The organism is Amycolatopsis dendrobii (assembly GCF_014145675.1).
In the GTDB taxonomy this organism is placed as follows: Bacteria; Actinomycetota; Actinomycetes; order Mycobacteriales; family Pseudonocardiaceae; genus Amycolatopsis; species Amycolatopsis dendrobii.
The window spans coordinates 458,363-475,395 of the sequence record NZ_JACGZW010000001.1; the positions used below are offsets into that span (position 1 = coordinate 458,363).

Genomic DNA, 17,033 nt, shown 5'->3' on the forward strand with positions numbered 1-17,033 from the left:
CGCTTCCGTTCACTATCGCCAGCGGCCGGTTTGCGGGAAAGCAGAGCTTTTCGCTGCGCTGCATCGGGCTGATCGATGCAAGCTCACCGGGCGAGCTCCCACAGCGACGCCCACTGCCCGGCGGTCAGGTCGCGGGGGAGTGCTCGCGGCGACAGCCTTTGCCGGGCAAGCCAGGTCCGGGCCGCGCGGACGCTGAGGCGGCCGGTGCGGGGCAGGATCCCGCCCAGCCCGCGACCGCGTCCGGTGAAGACTTCGCGGACGAACTCCTGGTACTCCGCCCGATCCTCGACCAGCGGCTCCGGGCGGCGGGTGAGCACGAGGATCCCGCCGTCCACGGCGGGGCGAGGACGGAACGCGTGCGCCGGCACCCGGGCGGGGACGGCGAACTCGAACCACGGCCACCAGGCGGCGGTCATCTGGGAGGCGCCGCCGATTCCGGCCCGGCGGCGGGCGACTTCCCATTGCACGAGCAGCACCGCGAGTTCCCAGTGCGGCTGCCGGAACAACCGGCGCAGCGTCGCGGTGGTGAGGTGGAACGGAAGGTTGCCGACGACGGTGTGCGGAACGTCGGGCAGCCGGTGCCGGAGCAGATCGCCGTGGACGACCTTGACGTGCTCGCCGGTCCGCCGGTCCAGGCGGCGGGCGCGGCGGGGGTCGAGTTCGACGGCGGTCAGCGGGCGGCCGGTGCGGCTGAGCGGGATGGTGAGCGCGCCGTCGCCCGCGGCCAGTTCCACGAGGGGACCGGTCGTGCGGCCGGCGGCAGTGCAGACAGCGGCGATGACGGCGGGGTCGGCCAGGAAGTTCTGGCCGAGCTCGTGCCGTCCGCCGAAGGATTGGGCAGACATAGGGTGGGGACTCCGCGCATGAGGAAGCGACCCGGGTGCCGAGACTGGCGGCCCGGACGGACAACGGGAGAGCGCGACGGAGCGGTGTGCGTCCGGCGCTCAGGCGTTGCGCAGGCGAGTCAACGCGTACGCGGCGAAAGCGGCACCCATGGGCGGGGAGCCTAGCCGACCGGCCCGACGGGTCGCATCCGGTTTTCCGGGCAGGTCTTCTTCCCGGGCCGTGCGCTGCCTCCCGAATTCGCTCGCGGCCTTTCCCGACCCGGCAGATGAACTATTTTCGGCAATTTCGCCCGGGTATCGAGCGGACCGCTTACGACGGAAGTACCCGGTGATTCCGGCCCGCAAACTGACACGAAACGGGGTCGCTCGCTTGAGGGGTGCGCCGCTTGCGCAGCACTTTGTCCCGCCGGACAGTAGGAACCGAAGCGCACAATCCGATTCGGGAAATGGAGTGGATCCATGGTACGCGCAATCCAGCCGCAGGATCTCGTCGACAGCACCGTGATGGACAATTCCGGCAGCAAAATCGGCAAGGTGGGCACGGTATATCTCGCCGACGACACCAGGCGGCCGGAGTGGGTGACGGTGAAAACCGGGCTGTTCGGCCAGAAGGAGAGCTTCGTGCCGCTGTCGGGTGCGGGCATGGAGAACGACGGCCTGCACGTCCAGGTCGCGAAGGACCAGGTGTCCGACGCGCCGCGCATCGACGCGGAGGGCCACCTTTCCGAAAAGGAAAGCGTCGAGTTGTACAAGTACTACGGCTTGCCGGCTCCGCGCGGGACCGGCGAGAACACTGGCAACCGCGGCCGCGACGCGGCAGCAGGCGGCGCTGCGGGCGGTGTGGCAGGCGGTGCCGCGGGCAAGGGTCGCGACGCGGCGATGGGCGGCGCCGCGGGCCGCGGCCAGCCGACCGGCCAGGACACCGCCGCGGCCAAGGGCGGACGGCACGACGCGTCCGGCACGGGCGACGTGGTGCGTTCCGAGGAACGGCTGCGGGTCGGCACCGAAGAGGTCGAAACCGGCCACGTCCGGCTGCGCAAGTACGTGGTGACCGAAGAGGAGCAGGTGACCGTGCCGGTCACGCACGAGGAAGTGCGCGTCGAGCGCGAGCCGATCACCGACGCCAAGGCAGCGGGCAAGGCCGAGATCGGCGAGGCGGAGCAGGACGTCGTGCTGCACGCCGAGAAACCGGTGGTGCAGAAGGAAACCGTGCCGGTGGAGCGGGTGCGCCTGGGAACCGAGCAGGTCACCGAGGAGCAGACCGTCCAGGGGAAGGTCCGCAAGGAGCAGATCGACATCGACGACGACACCAAGCGGGGCAGGAAGTCCTGACCGGCCCGCGCCGCGGCTGTCTCCCGCCGGAGCGATTCCGGGCGGGAGACAGCCGCGCGAGCCCGGCTAGCGCCGCGAGCGGCTCGCCTTCAGGAACTCGCGGTTGAGGTTCGCGATGCTGGTCAGCGGAATCCCCTTGGGGCACGACGTGACGCATTCGCCGGTGTTCGTGCAGCCGCCGAAGTCCGCCGCGTCCATGGTTTCCACCATGTCCAGCACGCGCTGGGCACGTTCCGGCTGGCCCTGCGGCAGGGAGTTCAGGTGCGCCACCTTCGCCGAGGTGAACAGCATCGCCGACCCGTTCGGGCAGGCCGCGACGCACGCGCCGCAGCCGATGCAGGTCGCGTTGTCGAAGGCGAGGTCCGCGTCCGGCTTGGGCACCGGCGTCGCGTGCGCTTCGGGCGCGCTGCCGGTCGGGGCGGTGACGTAGCCGCCCGCCTCGATGATCCGGTCGAACGCCGAGCGGTCGACCACCAGGTCCTTGATCACCGGGAAACCCTTGGCGCGCCAGGGTTCCACGTCCAGCACATCGCCGTCGCGGAACGAGCGCAGGTGCAGCTGGCAGGTCGTGGTGCGTTCGGGACCGTGCGCCCGGCCGTTGATCACGACGCCGCACGAGCCGCAGATGCCCTCGCGGCAGTCGTGGTCGAACGCGATCGGCTCGGCGCCGTCCTCGATGAGGTGCTGGTTGAGGACGTCGAGCAGTTCCAGGAAGGACATGTCCGGGCTGGCGTCGTCGACCGGGTAGTCGACCAGCCCGCCGTCGTCGTCCGGGCCGGACTGGCGCCAGACCCGCAGGGTGAGTTTCACGTGTAGCTCCGCTGGGTGGGGTGGACGTGCTCGAAGTTCAGGATTTCCTGGTGCAGCACGGGCTTTTCGCCGTACTCCCAGGCCGAGACGCAAGAGAACCGCTCGTCGTCGCGCTGGGCCTCGCCGTCTTCGGTTTGGTGTTCCTCGCGGAAATGGCCGCCGCACGATTCCTCGCGCACCAGTGCGTCGAGCAATAGCAATTCGGCGAGTTCCAGGAAATCGGCGACGCGACCGGCCTTCTCCAGTTCCTGGTTCAGTTCGGCGCCAGTGCCCGGGACCCGGACGTCTCGCCAGAATTCGGCGCGCAGCTCCGGAATGCGGTCGAGTGCTTTCCGCAGGCCTTCGGCGGAGCGGGACATCCCGCAGTGGTCCCACATCAGGTGGCCGAGTTCGCGGTGGAACGAGTCGACGCTGCGGGTGCCGCGCACGGACAGCAGCCGTTCCAGCCGGTCGCGTACCGCGGTCTCGGCCTGCGCGACCGCCGGATCGGCCGGGTCGAGCGCGGGGAAGCCGCCGCGGGCGATGTAGTCGTTGAGCGTGGCCGGGAGCACGAAGTAGCCGTCGGCGAGGCCCTGCATCAGCGCGGACGCGCCGAGCCGGTTCGCGCCGTGGTCGGAGAAGTTGGCCTCGCCGATCACGAACAGGCCGGGCACCGTGCTCTGCAGGTCGTAGTCGACCCACAGCCCGCCCATCGTGTAGTGGATCGCCGGGTAGATCCGCATCGGGACCTCGTACGGGTTCTCCGCGGTGATCCGCTCGTACATGTCGAAGAGGTTGCCGTACTTGGCTTCCACCGCCGGGCGGCCCATCCGCTCGATCGCGTCCGCGAAGTCGAGGTACACGCCGAGCCCGCCGGGACCGACGCCGAACCCGGCGTCGCAGACGTTCTTCGCGGCCCGCGACGCGATGTCGCGCGGCACCAGGTTGCCGAAGCTCGGGTACATCCGCTCCAGGTAATAGTCCCGTTCGGACTCCGGGATCTCCCGCGGCGGACGCGGGTCGCGCGGCTGCTTCGGCACCCAGATCCGGCCGTCGTTGCGCAACGATTCGCTCATCAGCGTCAGCTTCGACTGGTGTTCGCCCGAACGCGGGATACAGGTCGGGTGGATCTGCGTGAAGCACGGGTTCGCGAAGTACGCGCCGCGCTTGTGCGCCCGCCAGATCGCGGTGGCGTTGGAGCCTTTCGCGTTGGTGGACAGGTAGAAGACGTTGCCGTAGCCGCCGGTCGCGAGCACGACGGCGTCCGCGAGATGCGTGGTCACCTCGCCGGTCACCAGGTCGCGCGCGACGATCCCGCGTGCCTTGCCGTCGGACACGACGAGGTCGAGCATCTCGGTCCGCGGGTGCATTTCCACGCTGCCGGCGTCGATCTGCCGCGCCAGCGCCTGGTACGCGCCGAGCAGCAGCTGCTGTCCGGTCTGGCCGCGCGCGTAGAACGTGCGCTGCACCTGGACGCCGCCGAACGAGCGGGTGTCGAGCAGCCCGCCGTACTCCCGGGCGAACGGAACGCCCTGCGCCACCGCCTGGTCGATGATCTGCGCGGACACCTGCGCCAGCCGGTACACATTGGACTCCCGGGACCGGAAGTCGCCGCCCTTCACCGTGTCGTAGAAGAGCCGGTAGACCGAATCGCCGTCGTTGCGGTAGTTCTTCGCCGCGTTGATGCCGCCCTGCGCGGCGACCGAGTGCGCGCGCCGCGGCGAGTCCTGGAAGCAGAACTGAACCACGTGGTAGCCCTGTTCGGCGAGCGTCGCCCCGGCGGACGCACCCGCGAGACCGGTGCCGACCACGATCACCCGGTGCCGCCGCCGGTTGGCCGGGTTGACCAGCTTCGCGCCGAAGCGGCGGCTGTCCCAGCGGTCCTCGATCGGACCGTCCGGCGCTTGCGTGTCGGCGATCGGCTCGCCGAGCGTGTAGTCGCTCATGTCAGGCCACCCATCCCGCCATCACGGCGATCGGCACGATCAGGAAGCCGCCGGTGATCACGACGGCGAGCACAGAGCCCGCGGTTTTCAACGCCCGGTCTCGGGTTTTGCTGGTGATGCCCAGGGTCTGCGCCGCGCTCCAGAAGCCGTGGTTGATGTGCAGGCCGAGCATCAGCAGCGCGACGATGTAGATCAGGTTGACCCACCAGACCTGGAAGTCCGCGACGATGTTGTGGTACGGCTGCCCGTCGCGGAAGTCCTGATTGGCCACGCCGACGGTGAGGTCCAGGATGTGCCACACGAGGTAGAGCGCGAGCGTCGCGCCGCCCCAGCGCATGGTGTGCGTCGCGAAGCCGGCCTTGCGCCGCTGGCCGTGCGCGTACTTCACCGGGCGGGCTTGCCGGTCCCGTTTGGACAGTTGCACCGCCGCGACCGCGTGCAGCACCAACGCGATCAGCAGCACGACCCGCTGGATCGAGAGGTACCAGGCGTTCTGCAGCACCGGTTCGCCGATGGTGCGCAGCCAGGCGGCGTAGTCGTCGAAGTGCTGCGGTCCCAGGAAAACCTTGAGGTTCCCGGCCATGTGCACGAACAGGAACGCGACGAACATCAGCCCGGTGACGGCCATGACGACCTTCTTGCCGATGGTCGAACGCCAGAACGTCACGAGGGCCGGGCGACGGCGGGGCGGAGCGGGAGCGAGTGCCACGGAACCGACGGTAAGTCGGCCCTGACAAGAGGGCAAACACATGATTTCTCTCGACAGGATAGGCAGCACCTATGATGCTGGTCATGCAGTTCCAGCAGCTGGCGTATTTCCTGGCAGTGGCCGAGACGCGGCACTTCACCCGGGCCGCGGAGCAGATGCGGGTGGCGCAGCCCTCACTGTCGCAGCAGATCCGTGCGCTGGAACGGGATGTCGGCGCGGGGCTGTTCCACCGGATCCGCGGGAACGTCACGCTCACCGAGGCGGGGGAGACGCTGCTGCCGATCGCGCGCCGGATCATCGCCGAGACGGAGACCGCCTACCGGGCGATCCGGGAGCTGGACGAACTGGGCCGCGGCCGGGTGCGCCTGGGCGCGACCCCGAGCCTGTGCACCGGCCTGCTGCCCGCGATGCTCGCCGCGTTCCGGCGGGACTACCCCGGGATCGAACTGGTGCTGCACGAAAGCGGCTCCCGGGACCTGCAGACCGCGCTGTCGGAGGGCGGCCTGGACCTGGCGATGATCGTGGACAGCAGGGTGCACGACGATTCCCGGCTGGAGAGCCGCGCGCTGTTCGTCGAGGACCTGGTGGTCGTCTCGCCGAAGGACGCGCCCGCGCCGGTGCGCGGCCGGATGCCGATCGCGGCGCTGCGGGACCGGCCGCTGGTGATGTTCCGGCAGGGCTACGACCTGCGCGAAGCGACCGTGGCCGCTTGCCGTGCCGAAGGTTTCGACCCGCTGTTCGCGATCGAGGGCGGCGAGATGGACGCGGTGCTGGAGCTGGTCCAGGCCGGACTGGGCCTCGCGGTCGTGCCGAGCACCGTGGTCGGGGATCGGTTCCGCCGCACGCAGTTCACCGCGCCCGGGCTGAGCCGCGTGGTGCGGCTGGCGTACCGGCGAGATGTCGAGCAGCCGCGCGCGGTGCGGGCGTTGCAGGAGGCGGTGGTGCAGTACTTGGGCGGCGGGGCGGCTCAGCTGCCGCCTGGCACGCGCCCGCTCGTCGGCCGGTGAACAGCGAGAGAGTCGAGCACCAGGCCGATCAACCGCTGGGCTTGCGGTTTTTCGCAGTGCTGCGCGGAATACGCGATCCCGCCGATCAGCACCAAGACGTCCTCGGCGTGCACATCGTCGCGGAGCGTGGCGTCCCGCGCGCCCGCGGAAAGGAGTCCGCTAACGGCGTCGACGAGCAGCTTCCGGCTGTCCGAGTAGGGGTCGACGCCGGATGCGATGACCGCGTTGAGCGCCTCGGACATCCCGTGTTTCGCGCCGACGTAGGCGAGGAAATGCGTCAGCCACTCCCGCAGCGCTTCCGCGGCCGGGTACTGCGCGAGGAGGGTCGATGCCTGCTCGCAGACCACCGCGAGCTGATGCCGGTAGGCGGCGTCGATCAGGGCCTCGCGGGTCGGGAAGTGCCGGTAGAGCGTGCCGACGCCGACGCCGGCCTGTTTGGCGATCGCCGCCGGAGCCGCGGCTAGCCCCTCCGCGGCGAAGGCCCGTGCCGCGACCTCCAAGAGCCGGGCGCGGTTCTCGAGCGCGTCTCGCCGGGGGCGGCGCGGGGCGTCGGGCATCGGTTCCTCCGGGGTTGCTAACCGGAATGAATTCCGGATAGCTTAACCGGAACGCATTCCGGACGACCTTACCTCTGGAGGACCCCGCCATGTCCGCACGGCATTGGTTCGTCACCGGCGCTTCCGGCGGTCTGGGCCGTCATCTGGTCGAGGAGGCGCTCCGGCGCGGCGACCACGTCACCGCCACAGTCCGGCGGCCGGGCGCGCTGCCGGACTCGCCGCGCCTCACCGTGGAACAGCTCGACCTCACGCGCCCGGCCGACGTCGCCGCCACGGTCGAGCGGACGCTGCGCCGGCGGCCGGTCGACGTCGTCGTGAACAACGCGGGCTATGCCGTCGTGGGCGCGGCCGAGGAGATGACGCCCGAGCAGATCCGGGACCAGATCGAAGTGCTGCTGCTCGCCCCGATCCTGATCACCCGCGCCTTCCTCGGCCCGATGCGCGAGCAGGGCGGCGGCCGGATCGTCCAGATCTCCAGCATGGGCGGCCAGCTCGGCTCGCCGACGCACAGCGCGTACCACGCGGGGAAGTGGGGATTGGAGGGGTACACCGAGAGCGTCGGCCGGGAGGTCGCCGACTTCGGCATCCACCTGACACTGGCGCAGCTCGGCGCGACCCGGACCGGCTTCGCCGCCGCGCTGCGGTACACCGCCGAAACGGCCCCCTATCGCGACAACGCGGTCGGCCGGACCCGTCGCTACCTCGAATCCCTCGACGACAGCGAGCTTCCCGGCGACCCGGCCAAAATCGCCGCGCTGCTCTACGAGACCACCCTCCAGCCGAATCCGCCGCTGCGCCTCGCCCTGGGCTCGGACACCTTCGAACTGGTGCGCAACGCGCTCGCCGGACGGCTGGAACTGCTTGAGTCGCAACGGGAACTGGCCGCGTCCGTCGCCTTCTGACTACATCCCCACCGACTGCTTCTCCGGCTCGATCAGGCCGACGACGCGCACCTGCTCGCGGGTGTACGCCTGTCCGATGTACTTCTTGGCGACCTCGTCGACGATCTCCCACGCCGGGTCGCCCTCGATCCATTCCGCCACCCGGCCGCGGATGATGATCGGCTCGAACGGGTTGTCCGGCGGGGTAAGGGAAATCGCCACGCGGGGGTCGCGGCGGAGGTTGCGGGCCTTGCGGCTCTCCGGACCGGTCAGGAAGACGATCCGGTCGCCCCGCGTGCCGATCCACACCGGGACGACATGCGGCGACCCGTCCGGGAGCACGGTGGCGAGATGGGCGATCGGGGCGCCGTCGAGGACGCGGCGGACTTCGGGGTTCAGCATCGGGGGTTCCTTTCAGCGGATGATTTCGTAGTGAAGGTGGGTGACGCCGGGCGCCGGGACGGCCTCGACCAGCCGCAGCCGGACGTGCTCCGCCAGTTCGCCGAAGAAACTCCGCCCGCCGCCCAGCAGGATCGGCACCTGATGGAGCACGACCTCGTCGACCAGCCCGGCCTTGATCGCCTCGGTGACCAGGACGCCGCCCATGAGCGCGACGTCCTTGCCGCCCGCCGCCGCCCGCGCGCCTTTGACGGCCTCTTCGACGCTGGTCGCCTGGGTCTGCGCCTCGCTCAGCTCCGGCACCGGCTGGTGGCTGACCACGAACAACGGAGCCGTCGGATGCGGACCACTGCCGCCGAAGTGGCTTGAGTGGTCGTACGTCGCGTGCCCGGCCACGGTCGCCCCGACGCGCGCCGCGAGCGAGTCGAAAACCCGCGCGCTGGGTTCGGAAAGCTTGAACCCGCCGAAGACCTTGCTGGGCGTGTCGCCGGTGAAGTACCAGTCGAACAGCGCCCCGGCGTCGCCGAGCCCGCTACCGACCTCGTCGGCCCCCGCCGGGCGGCGGCCGCTGATGTAGCCGTCGACCGAGACGGAAAGGGCACTGAACACTTTGGTCATGACGCTCCTTAGTAGTCGCTCAGAGAGCCTGGGGAAAGTCGAAAATGCGGTGGGGGTCGCGGGCTTTCTTGAGCGCGGCGAGCCGGGCGCGGTTGCCCGCGTGATACGCAAGCCCCGGATTCTCGAGCGCGAGATCGGGAAAGTTCGGATAAACCCGGCCGGATCCGTCGGCGTGTGCCGTGCTCCACGCCTCGTCCACCCACGGATCGCCTGGGCCGGCGACCTGCTCCAGCAGAAACCGCTCACCCCGGTGGGCAAACGCGGTGTCCCCCTCCGCGACCCGGTTGTACGCCCCGCCCATCGCCGTGAACGCCAGCCGCCGGTCGCCCTCCAACCTCTGGAGAAGCCCGGCGGTCGTCCGCTCCGACATCGTGCGGGCGAAGAACTCCGACCGAACCCGGCGGGCTCCTTGGTCTGGATCAAGCGTACTGAAGGTCGGCTTCACCATGCTGTAGGGAACATCCAGTCGGATGTCTATTGCATACAGAACACCGGCCCGCGCGGTGATCTCGCGGAGCAGACTCTCGGTTTCCGCCGGCGGCAGGGCAGAAGCGCCGAAGAGGGTCGCGCGTCCCTCTTGGACAGTGAGGTTCACGGTCATTTCGTCGGGTGCGTCGGGCGCGAAGTCCTGCCAGGCCTGGATGAGGTCCCCTTCCGTCCAGTTCCCCTCGATCCGGCAGACCGACGGCTCCGGCACCGTCGCGAACCGCAACTCCGTCACGATGCCGAACTGCCCGCCGCCCGCGCCGCGCAACGCCCAGAACAGCTCGGACTCCCGGTTTTCGTCGCACTCCACGACGCTTCCGTCGGCGAGCACGACCTGCGCGCCGACGAGCCGATCGCAGGTGAGCCCGTACCGGCGGCCGAGGAGCCCGATGCCGCCGCCGAGCGTCAGCCCCGCGATGCCGACCGTGTCGCCGCAACCAGCCGGGATCGTCCGGCCGGACTCGTGCAACGTCGCGTACACCGCACCCAGATTGGCACCGGCTCCGATCACCGCGACACCATTGTCGTCGCCCACGATCTGGTTCATTCCGGACAGATCCGCCACTATCCCGTCAGCCGGGTACCGGTCCACGAAACAATGCCCACCGCCGCGCGGCATGACCTGTCGGCCGGTCGCAGCCGCGCAGGCGACGACTTGGACGACATCCGGGACCGAATGGCACCGGACGACGGCGCTCGATCGGGCGCAGGCTTCGTAACCCGGCGAACCGGGGGAGATGACGTCGAGCGCGGTCAGGTCGATCACGGAGCTGACGCTACGGAGATCCGGCTGGTCGTTCTTGAACAAAACGCGCACGGGAGGTGCTGCGGCCGAGTTGCGCGAGACCGATCAGGCCCGCCGCCTCAGCGGAGAGGGCCGACGGTGCGCGGAGAAGCCGGAGCAGGCACCCTGGGAAGCACTCAAACCCGGACCAGCGACCGTCTCCGCGTAGCGAGGAACGGCGCGTACGAAGCCGAATGATCATGCCCGCAAGCGCACCGATCGAGGTCGCCCCCAAGCAGTTGCCTCGGCGTAACCCCGGTCAGCCGAAGACATTCCCGGCTCAGGTGGGCCTGGTCCGCATAACCGGCGTCGACCGCGAGACCCGCCATCCCGTCCGCACCCCGCCGCCCGGTCGCGATCGCGCCGGACTGGGCGAGCGCGAGAAACCCCTGAAACCGCAACGTCCGCTGCAGCACCTTCGGGCTCATCCCCACCGCCTGCAGACACCGCCGCCGCAACTGGCTGGCCGAAAGCGCCAGATGCGCGGCGACCGCGTCCACCCCGACCGGGTCCCACGGCATGAGCACCTGCACCGCCTCCCCGACCAGCGGATCCAGCCCGCCGACCCGGCGAAACTCCTGCACGAGGTGCGCCTGCAGCGCGACCAGCCCCAGCTCGGGCGTCGCCGCGAGGGCAACGGTTTCCACGAGCCGATCCACGGCGCGGCCCCACAAGTCGGCCAGCCCGACGTGCTGGTCGGCCAATTCGTCGAGCCCCGCGGGCAGAGGCGGCGCGGCACCGGGCCGGAACCGCACGCCGACGATGGTGGTACGCGCCGGAATGACCTCGATCCGCGGCCCGGTCAACGGCCCGAGCAACTGCGGCCGCCCGCCGACCGGGAAGTGGATCTCGACACCGCCCGTCGGCAGATGCCGTTGCACGTACGGCGCGTCGCCGGTGCGCTGGAGCCACACCGTGCGCACGACTCCCGCCAGCTCCGGCACCGGCGGACGCTCCACATACGCGGTCATCCCCGTACCGAAGCGCTCCGCCGGTGGCGCGTCAAGCACCGACAGGCCGCAGGCTTGCCCGCCAACGCTTTTCCAGACGCGCCGCCAGTAGGGGAACAGCCGCCAGGCCACAAGTCCCTGGACCGGGAGACCTTCTCCTGTAGCCGCCGGCCGCCGAGCCCGGGACTCTCGCTCTTTGAACTGGGAACAGCGTGCTACCGAAGGAGGCGCCCGGTCATGCCGACGTTGCTCATCATCTTGCTTGTCCTGGGCGCGGGTCTGTTCGTCGGAGGGCTGCTCGACAGAGCCAGCCAGACCCACGCCCGCTTCACCGGCTACCGGCAGCGCACCGCGACCGGCCTGATCACCTGGGTGCGCAGCGCGGTCGCCGCGGTCCTGGGCGTCGCCGGGCTGTTGATCCTGCTCTATCTCCTGATCACGCTGTCTTCCGTACGATAATCCCGCCGGGGCACGGGAAACGCCGACCCGGTCCGCCTGCCGAGCGGCGCGTCCGGGCACCGGGGTTTCGCCGTCCCGGTGCCCGGACCGCAGGGAATCCTGTCCACAGTGCACTCCATGCGGTAGTCAGCTGACCGGCACACTGCCGACCCGAAGACTGTCGGATGTCGACCGGCCGACTGTCGGCCGGAACACCGCGGATCACCGACCGGCAGATCGCCGACTGCAGACCGCCGACCGGCAGATTGCCGACTGCAGACCGCCGACGGCAGACTGGCGACCAGCCGACTGTCGACGGAAGATCGTCGACCGGAACACCGCACATCGCCGACTGCCGACCCGCAGGCTGTCTACTCGCAGACCGCCGACCGGAAGACCGCCGACCGGAAGACCGCCGACCGTAGACCGGCAGACTCACGACCAAATACTGCATACAACATTCCGCCGGACAACGACCGGCCGCGGAAGCCGGCTCAGATGTAGCCGCACACGTCCATCGCGGCGACCACCTTGCGGAACCCCGCGATGTTCGCCCCGCTGACGTAGTCCCCGGCCACGCCGTGCTCGTCGGCGGTTTCGAGGCACGTCCGGTGGATGTCGGTCATGATGTCGCGCAGCGTGCGGTCGGTGCGCTCGAACGTCCACCGCTCGCGCGCCGCGTTCTGCTGCATCTCCAGCGCGGACACCGCGACCCCGCCGGCATTCGCGGCCTTGCCGGGACCGACCGCGACCCCGGCCTCGCGGAAGATCTGCAGCGAACCGGGCGTGCACGGCATGTTCGCGCCCTCGGCGACCGCGCGGACGTTGTTCTTCACCAGCCGCAACGCGGACTGCTCGTCCAGCTCGTTCTGCGTCGCGCACGGCAGCGCCAGATCGCACGGCACGTCCCACGGCGTGCCGTCGGCGACGTACTTCGCCGACGGCACGTGGTCGACGTACTCGGCGAGCCGCCCGCGCCGCGCGACCTTCAAATCGTGCAGCAGGTCCAGGTCGATCCCGCGCGGATCATGGACATACCCGCCCGAATCCGAGCACGCGACCGGTTTCGCGCCGAGTTCCTTGAGCTTCGCGATCGCGTGGTAGGCGACGTTGCCCGAGCCGGACACCACCGCGGTGCGGCCGGAGAACGAGTCGTCGCGCGCGCCGAGCATCGCCTCGAGGAAGTACACCGTCCCGTACCCGGTGGCCTCCGGACGCGCCGGAATGCCGCCCAGCACCGGGTTCTTGCCGGTGATCGTGCCCGCGTCGTAGCGGTTGGTGAGCCGCTTGTACTGGCCGAACAGGTAGCCGATCTCGCGCCCGCCGACGCCGATGTCGCCCGCCGGGACATCGGTCTCCGGGCCGATGTGCCGGACGAGTTCGGTCATGAACGCCTGGCAGAACCGCATGATCTCGGCGTCGCTGCGGCCCGCCGGGTCGAAGTCGGACCCGCCCTTGCCCGCGCCGATGCCGAGGCCGGTGAGCGCGTTCTTGAAGATCTGCTCGAAGGCGAGGAACTTGACCGTGCCGAGCGTGACGTCGCCGCGGAAGCGCAGCCCGCCCTTGTACGGCCCGAGCGCCGAGCTGAACCCGACCCGGAAGCCGCGGTTGACGTGCACCGCGCCGGCGTCGTCGGTCCAGACCACCCGGAACATCACCTGGCGCTCCGGCTCGCACAGCCGCTCCAGCATCGCCGCGTCGCGCAGGTCCGGATCCCGCTGCAGGGCGGGCCGGATCGCTTCGAGCACTTCGAAGACGGCCTGGTGGAACTCCGGCTCGGCCGGGTTCTTCCGGACGATCTCCTCGTACGCTTCGCGCGATGCCTGGTCGAGTGCCATCCGCCGATGATGCCGTCCTGGCGCCGGATTTCGCACCCCTGATGGGGTTTGCGAGGTTAGGGGTGACCAGGCTCACGCATCGAGCACTACATCCGCAGTGGGTATCGCCTGACAGGAAAGGCACTGGTCAGCGGGCAGATCGTCGGCGATCGCGACCAGGTGCGCGACCGTTCCGGCCAGCACCGGCACGGCACAGCTTTCGCACTGCCCGAGCCGGCATCCGCTGGGCAGCGAGATCCCGGACGCCTCGGCGAAGCGCAGCAGGTCCCCGTCGCCGGCCCGCCAGGTGGCCTCGCGGCCGGATCGCGCGAACCGCACGGTGGCCGTGGCGTCGTCCGGGATGTGGACCGGGGCGGGCGCGGCGTGGAACTTCTCGGTGAAGATGTCGAAGCGCGGCACGCCCCGTTCCGTCAGTCCGGCGGTCAGTTCGTCCAGCATGCTTTCGGGACCGCACAGGTAGAATCGGGCCCGCCGCCGGATCAGGTCGGCCTCGACGCGGTCGGCGGTGATCCGGCCGGTGAAATCGCCGGGCTCCTCCGGACCGGGGCGGCTGTAGTGGTCCACTGTCCGGACACTCGGCAGCCGGGCCGCCAACTCGGCGATGCGCTCGCGGAACGCGTGCCGGGAGCGGTCGCGGCTGCCGTGGTGCAGCACGATCTCCGGCGCGGACCCGGGTTCGAGGGACTCGAGATAGCTCAGGAACGGCGTGATCCCGATCCCGGCGGCCAGCAGCACGATCGGTCGCGAATGGACGGTCGGCACCGCGAACCCGCCGGAGGGAGCTGTGACCAGCAACCGGGTCCCGGGCTGAAGCCGGTCGTGCACGGCGGGCGAGAACTGCCCGCCCGGCACCCGCCGCACCGCGATCGCGTATCCGCCGTCGGCGGCTTGAGCCGGCCCGGTCAGCGAGTAACTGCGGGTCAGCCCCGGAGCGTCCGGCCAAGCGACGGTGATGTGCTGCCCGGCGCGGAACTCCGGGACCGCCAGGCCGTCCACCGGCTTGAGGCGCACCGACCGGATGTCCTCGGTCTCCAGTTCCGCGCGCTCGACCGCGAACTCCCGCTGCCCGGTCCACGGTTCCGGCTCGTCCGGCCGGACGTCGCAGAACGTCGAGCGCAACGGCACCGATCCGCTCACCGGGTCATGGGCGTCGTCGCCGACGAGCAGGTTGTAGTTGGTCCCGCCGTCCTCGAGCGGGTTCGAACCGGGCAGCGCGAGGTCGGGGGCGGGCTGCCACCAGCCGTACTCCGCCACGACCACGTCGCGATGCAGCGCGGGATCGATCCGCGCCCGCATCCGGACGTCCGCCGACGCGGTCGTGATGCGCACCCACTGCCCGTCCTCGATTCCGCGCGCCGCGGCGAGTTCCGTGCTCAGGTCGACGGCCGGTTCGGGAGAACGCTTGCGCAGCGACGAAATCCCGCGATGCTGGCTGTGGCAGAAGTATCCGTTCTTCGCGCAGGTCAGCACCAGCGGATGCCGGGCGTCCGGGACAGCCGGCTCAGCGGCCGGGACCGCGGGCTGGCCATGCTCGGCGAGCCGTTCGGAATACAGCTCGACCCGGCGAGTCGGCGTCGCGAACCCAGCTACCGCACCATTTTCCGCACGCTCGGCGTATTTCCGGTACTCGGTCCGCAACGGCAGACCGACGCCGCCGGGCTGTTCGCGCAACTGCGCGGCGGTGAGCCCGAGCGGGGCGAGCTGGTGATCCCAGCCGTCCTCGATGCGGCCGTCGAAGAACTCCGCGCCCATCCCGAGCCGGCCGGCCAGGTCGAACACGACCTCAGTGTCCGAACGCGACTCGCCGACCGGATCGGCCATTCTCGGCCGCAGCTGCACGTGTTCCTGTGCCGCCTGGCTGATTTCGAAACCGGCCCTGACCGCCTCGTGCTCCCACGGCGTCTGAACCGGCAGCAGCAGATCGGCGAATCGCGCGGTCGGGTTCTCGAACAGATCGAGATGCACCGCGAATTCCAATTGTCGCAACGCTTCCGCGGTTCGCTGCGGATCCGGTTGCGACAGCAGAAGATTCCCGCCGAACGACACCAGCGCCCGGACCGGATAAGGCTTTTCGTCGAGGACCGCGCGGCAGAAATCGCGTGCGGTGACCCACCCTTGCTCCGGCGGCCCGAGCGGGAACTCTTGCAGGCCAAGTGCTTTCGCTCGCTGCTCAGGCGCGAGCTGGTCCGCCGACGTGACCGGCGCGACCGCGAGTTTCGGAAGCACGACGTTGCCGCCGGGGGAATCGTAGCTGCCGGTGAGCGCGTAAAGCGTGGCGATCGCGCGCTCAGTCTGCGTCGCGTTCGCGTGCTGACCGACGCCCGACCAAGCCGCGTAAGTCACGGACTTCGCCTCGGCGAGATCGGCCGCGAAAGCGTCGATCGCCGGCGCTTCCACGGTCGTCACCGCTTCGGTCCGGTCAAGCGGCCACGCGGCACAAGCCTGCGCATAGTGCTCGAACGCGGGAACGCAGTCGACCGGGCCGGCCAACGTGCGCACCCGGCGTTTTCCGTGCAGGGCAAACCTTTCCGGACCACTTGCTGAATAGTCCGTGTCGTACGGCTCGGCTTGGCCCGCGACCTCGTCCCACACCGCGAAACCGGTCGCGGCGGGGTCGATTTCCGCCGCCCGGAGAAACCGGCCGGTGTCGGCGCGGACCAGCAACGGAGCGTTCGTCCACGACCGCACGAACGCCTCGTCGTGCCCCCGACGTTCGAGCAAAGCCCGCGCGACGCCGAGCGCGAGCGCGCCGTCGGCGCCCGGCCGGACCCGGAGCCAGTGGTCAGCCCGCACCGCGCTCGCGGTCCGCCGGGGATCGACGACCGCCAGTTTCGGCGGGCCGGCCTCGGCCAGCGCGGCGGACTGCGCGAGCCACGCCTTGGCCGGATTGTGCCCCCACAGCACCGCGAACTCCGTACCCGCGTAGTCCGGGGCGGGCAGTGCCGAACCGAACGTGAACGCGTGCGCGTAGTCCTTGTGCCAGTTGCAGATTTCCGTCGCGTACAAGGTGTTGGGGCTGCCGAAAAGCCGGATGAACCGCTCGACCCAGTCGATCGCGTCGGACATCGGCGTGCCGCTGGGCGAGGTGACGGAGAACGCGACGGCCTCGGCGCCGCTGGTCTCGCGGATGCCGCCGAGCCGCTCGGCCATCTCGGACAGGGCTTCGTCCCAGCTGATCTCGCGCCAGCGCGGATCCGGGTCCGACTTCGGCGTCGTGCGGCGCAACGGCCTGCGCAGCCGTTCGGGGGAGTGCACCAGTTCAGGCGCGGCGCGGCCCTTCGGGCACAGCGCGGCGCCCGTCGGATGTGCCGGATCCGGCCGGACGCCGCGCAGCGCGCCGTTCTCGACCGTGTAGACCGCGCCGCAGCGCGACCGGCACAACGTGCAGTAACCCCGGATCTCAGGCATTAGTTACTCCTTAGTAACCGGCTACCGGCTACTCCTGTACCCTGCT

At 70.1% G+C, this 17,033-nt stretch carries 15 protein-coding genes; 4 read left to right on the plus strand and 11 right to left on the minus strand.

From position 1 onward, the window contains the following. Positions 1-83 precede the first annotated feature (83 nt). Positions 84-845, minus strand: a complete 762-nt coding sequence (gene erm / locus H4281_RS02030; RefSeq protein WP_182889132.1) for a 23S ribosomal RNA methyltransferase Erm — start codon at positions 843-845, stop codon at positions 84-86. Between the two features lie 459 nt (positions 846-1,304). Between erm and H4281_RS02035 the strand changes: the two genes are divergently transcribed. Continuing rightward, entirely contained in the window at positions 1,305-2,177 is an 873-nt protein-coding gene (locus tag H4281_RS02035; protein ID WP_182889133.1) for a DUF2382 domain-containing protein, read from the plus strand. Between the two features lie 66 nt (positions 2,178-2,243). Here the strand turns inward: H4281_RS02035 and H4281_RS02040 are convergent, their stop codons facing one another. From H4281_RS02040 to H4281_RS02050, 3 genes are read right to left on the minus strand one after another with little or no spacing between them, the layout of a single operon-like run. Then, positions 2,244-2,987 carry a succinate dehydrogenase/fumarate reductase iron-sulfur subunit gene (locus H4281_RS02040; RefSeq protein WP_182889134.1) on the minus strand — a complete coding sequence of 248 codons (744 nt, stop codon included), beginning with the start codon at positions 2,985-2,987 and terminating at the stop codon, positions 2,244-2,246. Next, positions 2,984-4,912, minus strand: a complete 1,929-nt coding sequence (locus H4281_RS02045; protein ID WP_182889135.1) for a fumarate reductase/succinate dehydrogenase flavoprotein subunit — start codon at positions 4,910-4,912, stop codon at positions 2,984-2,986. Before H4281_RS02045 ends, H4281_RS02040 begins: the two co-directional genes overlap by 4 nt. 1 nt (position 4,913) lies before the next feature. Then, positions 4,914-5,621: a succinate dehydrogenase cytochrome b subunit gene (locus tag H4281_RS02050; RefSeq protein WP_312872034.1), complete on the minus strand. Its 708-nt coding sequence runs from the start codon at positions 5,619-5,621 to the stop codon at positions 4,914-4,916. An 83-nt stretch (positions 5,622-5,704) separates the two neighbouring features. Here H4281_RS02050 and H4281_RS02055 point away from each other — a divergent pair, with 83 nt between their 5' ends. Beyond that, positions 5,705-6,628: a LysR family transcriptional regulator gene (locus H4281_RS02055; protein ID WP_182889136.1), complete on the plus strand. Its 924-nt coding sequence runs from the start codon at positions 5,705-5,707 to the stop codon at positions 6,626-6,628. On the opposite strand, the gene H4281_RS02060 is transcribed toward H4281_RS02055, so the two are convergent. Next, positions 6,589-7,185 (minus strand): TetR/AcrR family transcriptional regulator, encoded by a 597-nt coding sequence (locus H4281_RS02060; RefSeq protein WP_182889137.1) that lies wholly within the window; start codon positions 7,183-7,185, stop codon positions 6,589-6,591. The two genes, H4281_RS02055 and H4281_RS02060, sit on opposite strands and share 40 nt — an antisense overlap. A gap of 89 nt (positions 7,186-7,274) precedes the next feature. Between H4281_RS02060 and H4281_RS02065 the strand changes: the two genes are divergently transcribed. Beyond that, the gene (locus tag H4281_RS02065) at positions 7,275-8,087 is read left to right on the plus strand and encodes an SDR family NAD(P)-dependent oxidoreductase (RefSeq protein ID WP_182889138.1); all 813 of its coding nucleotides are present in this window, start codon (positions 7,275-7,277) and stop codon (positions 8,085-8,087) included. Here the strand turns inward: H4281_RS02065 and H4281_RS02070 are convergent, their stop codons facing one another. The 4 genes from H4281_RS02070 to H4281_RS02085 form a co-directional block, all read right to left on the minus strand. Further along, positions 8,088-8,468 (minus strand): PPOX class F420-dependent oxidoreductase, encoded by a 381-nt coding sequence (locus H4281_RS02070; protein ID WP_182889139.1) that lies wholly within the window; start codon positions 8,466-8,468, stop codon positions 8,088-8,090. It abuts the gene before it with no gap. A gap of 12 nt (positions 8,469-8,480) precedes the next feature. Further along, entirely contained in the window at positions 8,481-9,083 is a 603-nt protein-coding gene (locus H4281_RS02075) for a dihydrofolate reductase family protein (protein WP_182889140.1), read from the minus strand. A 19-nt stretch (positions 9,084-9,102) separates the two neighbouring features. Beyond that, positions 9,103-10,335, minus strand: coding sequence for an FAD-binding oxidoreductase (locus H4281_RS02080; RefSeq protein WP_312872035.1), 1,233 nt, complete (start codon positions 10,333-10,335; stop codon positions 9,103-9,105). Between the two features lie 155 nt (positions 10,336-10,490). After that, positions 10,491-11,324, minus strand: coding sequence for a DUF6597 domain-containing transcriptional factor (locus tag H4281_RS02085; RefSeq protein ID WP_182889142.1), 834 nt, complete (start codon positions 11,322-11,324; stop codon positions 10,491-10,493). Between the two features lie 216 nt (positions 11,325-11,540). Between H4281_RS02085 and H4281_RS02090 the strand changes: the two genes are divergently transcribed. After that, positions 11,541-11,762, plus strand: coding sequence for a hypothetical protein (locus H4281_RS02090; protein WP_182889143.1), 222 nt, complete (start codon positions 11,541-11,543; stop codon positions 11,760-11,762). 473 nt (positions 11,763-12,235) lie between these two features. Here the strand turns inward: H4281_RS02090 and gdhA are convergent, their stop codons facing one another. Further along, a complete protein-coding gene (gene gdhA, locus H4281_RS02095; RefSeq protein ID WP_182889144.1) occupies positions 12,236-13,579 on the minus strand; it encodes an NADP-specific glutamate dehydrogenase in 1,344 nt (447 codons plus the stop codon). 72 nt (positions 13,580-13,651) lie between these two features. Next, on the minus strand, positions 13,652-16,987 hold the full coding sequence (locus H4281_RS02100) for a molybdopterin-dependent oxidoreductase (protein ID WP_182889145.1): 3,336 nt from the start codon (positions 16,985-16,987) through the stop codon (positions 13,652-13,654). Positions 16,988-17,033: the final 46 nt, after the last annotated feature.

What these genes read in the sequence shown, in the direction of transcription:
- erm (WP_182889132.1), bottom strand. Translation starts at nt 845, where the DNA reads ATGTCTGCCCAATCCTTCGGCGGACGGCACGAGCTCGGCCAGAACTTC.
- H4281_RS02035 (WP_182889133.1), top strand. Translation starts at nt 1,305, where the DNA reads ATGGTACGCGCAATCCAGCCGCAGGATCTCGTCGACAGCACCGTGATG.
- H4281_RS02045 (WP_182889135.1), bottom strand. Translation starts at nt 4,912, where the DNA reads ATGAGCGACTACACGCTCGGCGAGCCGATCGCCGACACGCAAGCGCCG.
- H4281_RS02055 (WP_182889136.1), top strand. Translation starts at nt 5,705, where the DNA reads ATGCAGTTCCAGCAGCTGGCGTATTTCCTGGCAGTGGCCGAGACGCGG.
- H4281_RS02060 (WP_182889137.1), bottom strand. Translation starts at nt 7,185, where the DNA reads ATGCCCGACGCCCCGCGCCGCCCCCGGCGAGACGCGCTCGAGAACCGC.
- H4281_RS02065 (WP_182889138.1), top strand. Translation starts at nt 7,275, where the DNA reads ATGTCCGCACGGCATTGGTTCGTCACCGGCGCTTCCGGCGGTCTGGGC.
- H4281_RS02070 (WP_182889139.1), bottom strand. Translation starts at nt 8,468, where the DNA reads ATGCTGAACCCCGAAGTCCGCCGCGTCCTCGACGGCGCCCCGATCGCC.
- H4281_RS02075 (WP_182889140.1), bottom strand. Translation starts at nt 9,083, where the DNA reads ATGACCAAAGTGTTCAGTGCCCTTTCCGTCTCGGTCGACGGCTACATC.
- H4281_RS02085 (WP_182889142.1), bottom strand. Translation starts at nt 11,324, where the DNA reads ATGACCGCGTATGTGGAGCGTCCGCCGGTGCCGGAGCTGGCGGGAGTC.
- H4281_RS02090 (WP_182889143.1), top strand. Translation starts at nt 11,541, where the DNA reads ATGCCGACGTTGCTCATCATCTTGCTTGTCCTGGGCGCGGGTCTGTTC.
- gdhA (WP_182889144.1), bottom strand. Translation starts at nt 13,579, where the DNA reads ATGGCACTCGACCAGGCATCGCGCGAAGCGTACGAGGAGATCGTCCGG.
- H4281_RS02100 (WP_182889145.1), bottom strand. Translation starts at nt 16,987, where the DNA reads ATGCCTGAGATCCGGGGTTACTGCACGTTGTGCCGGTCGCGCTGCGGC.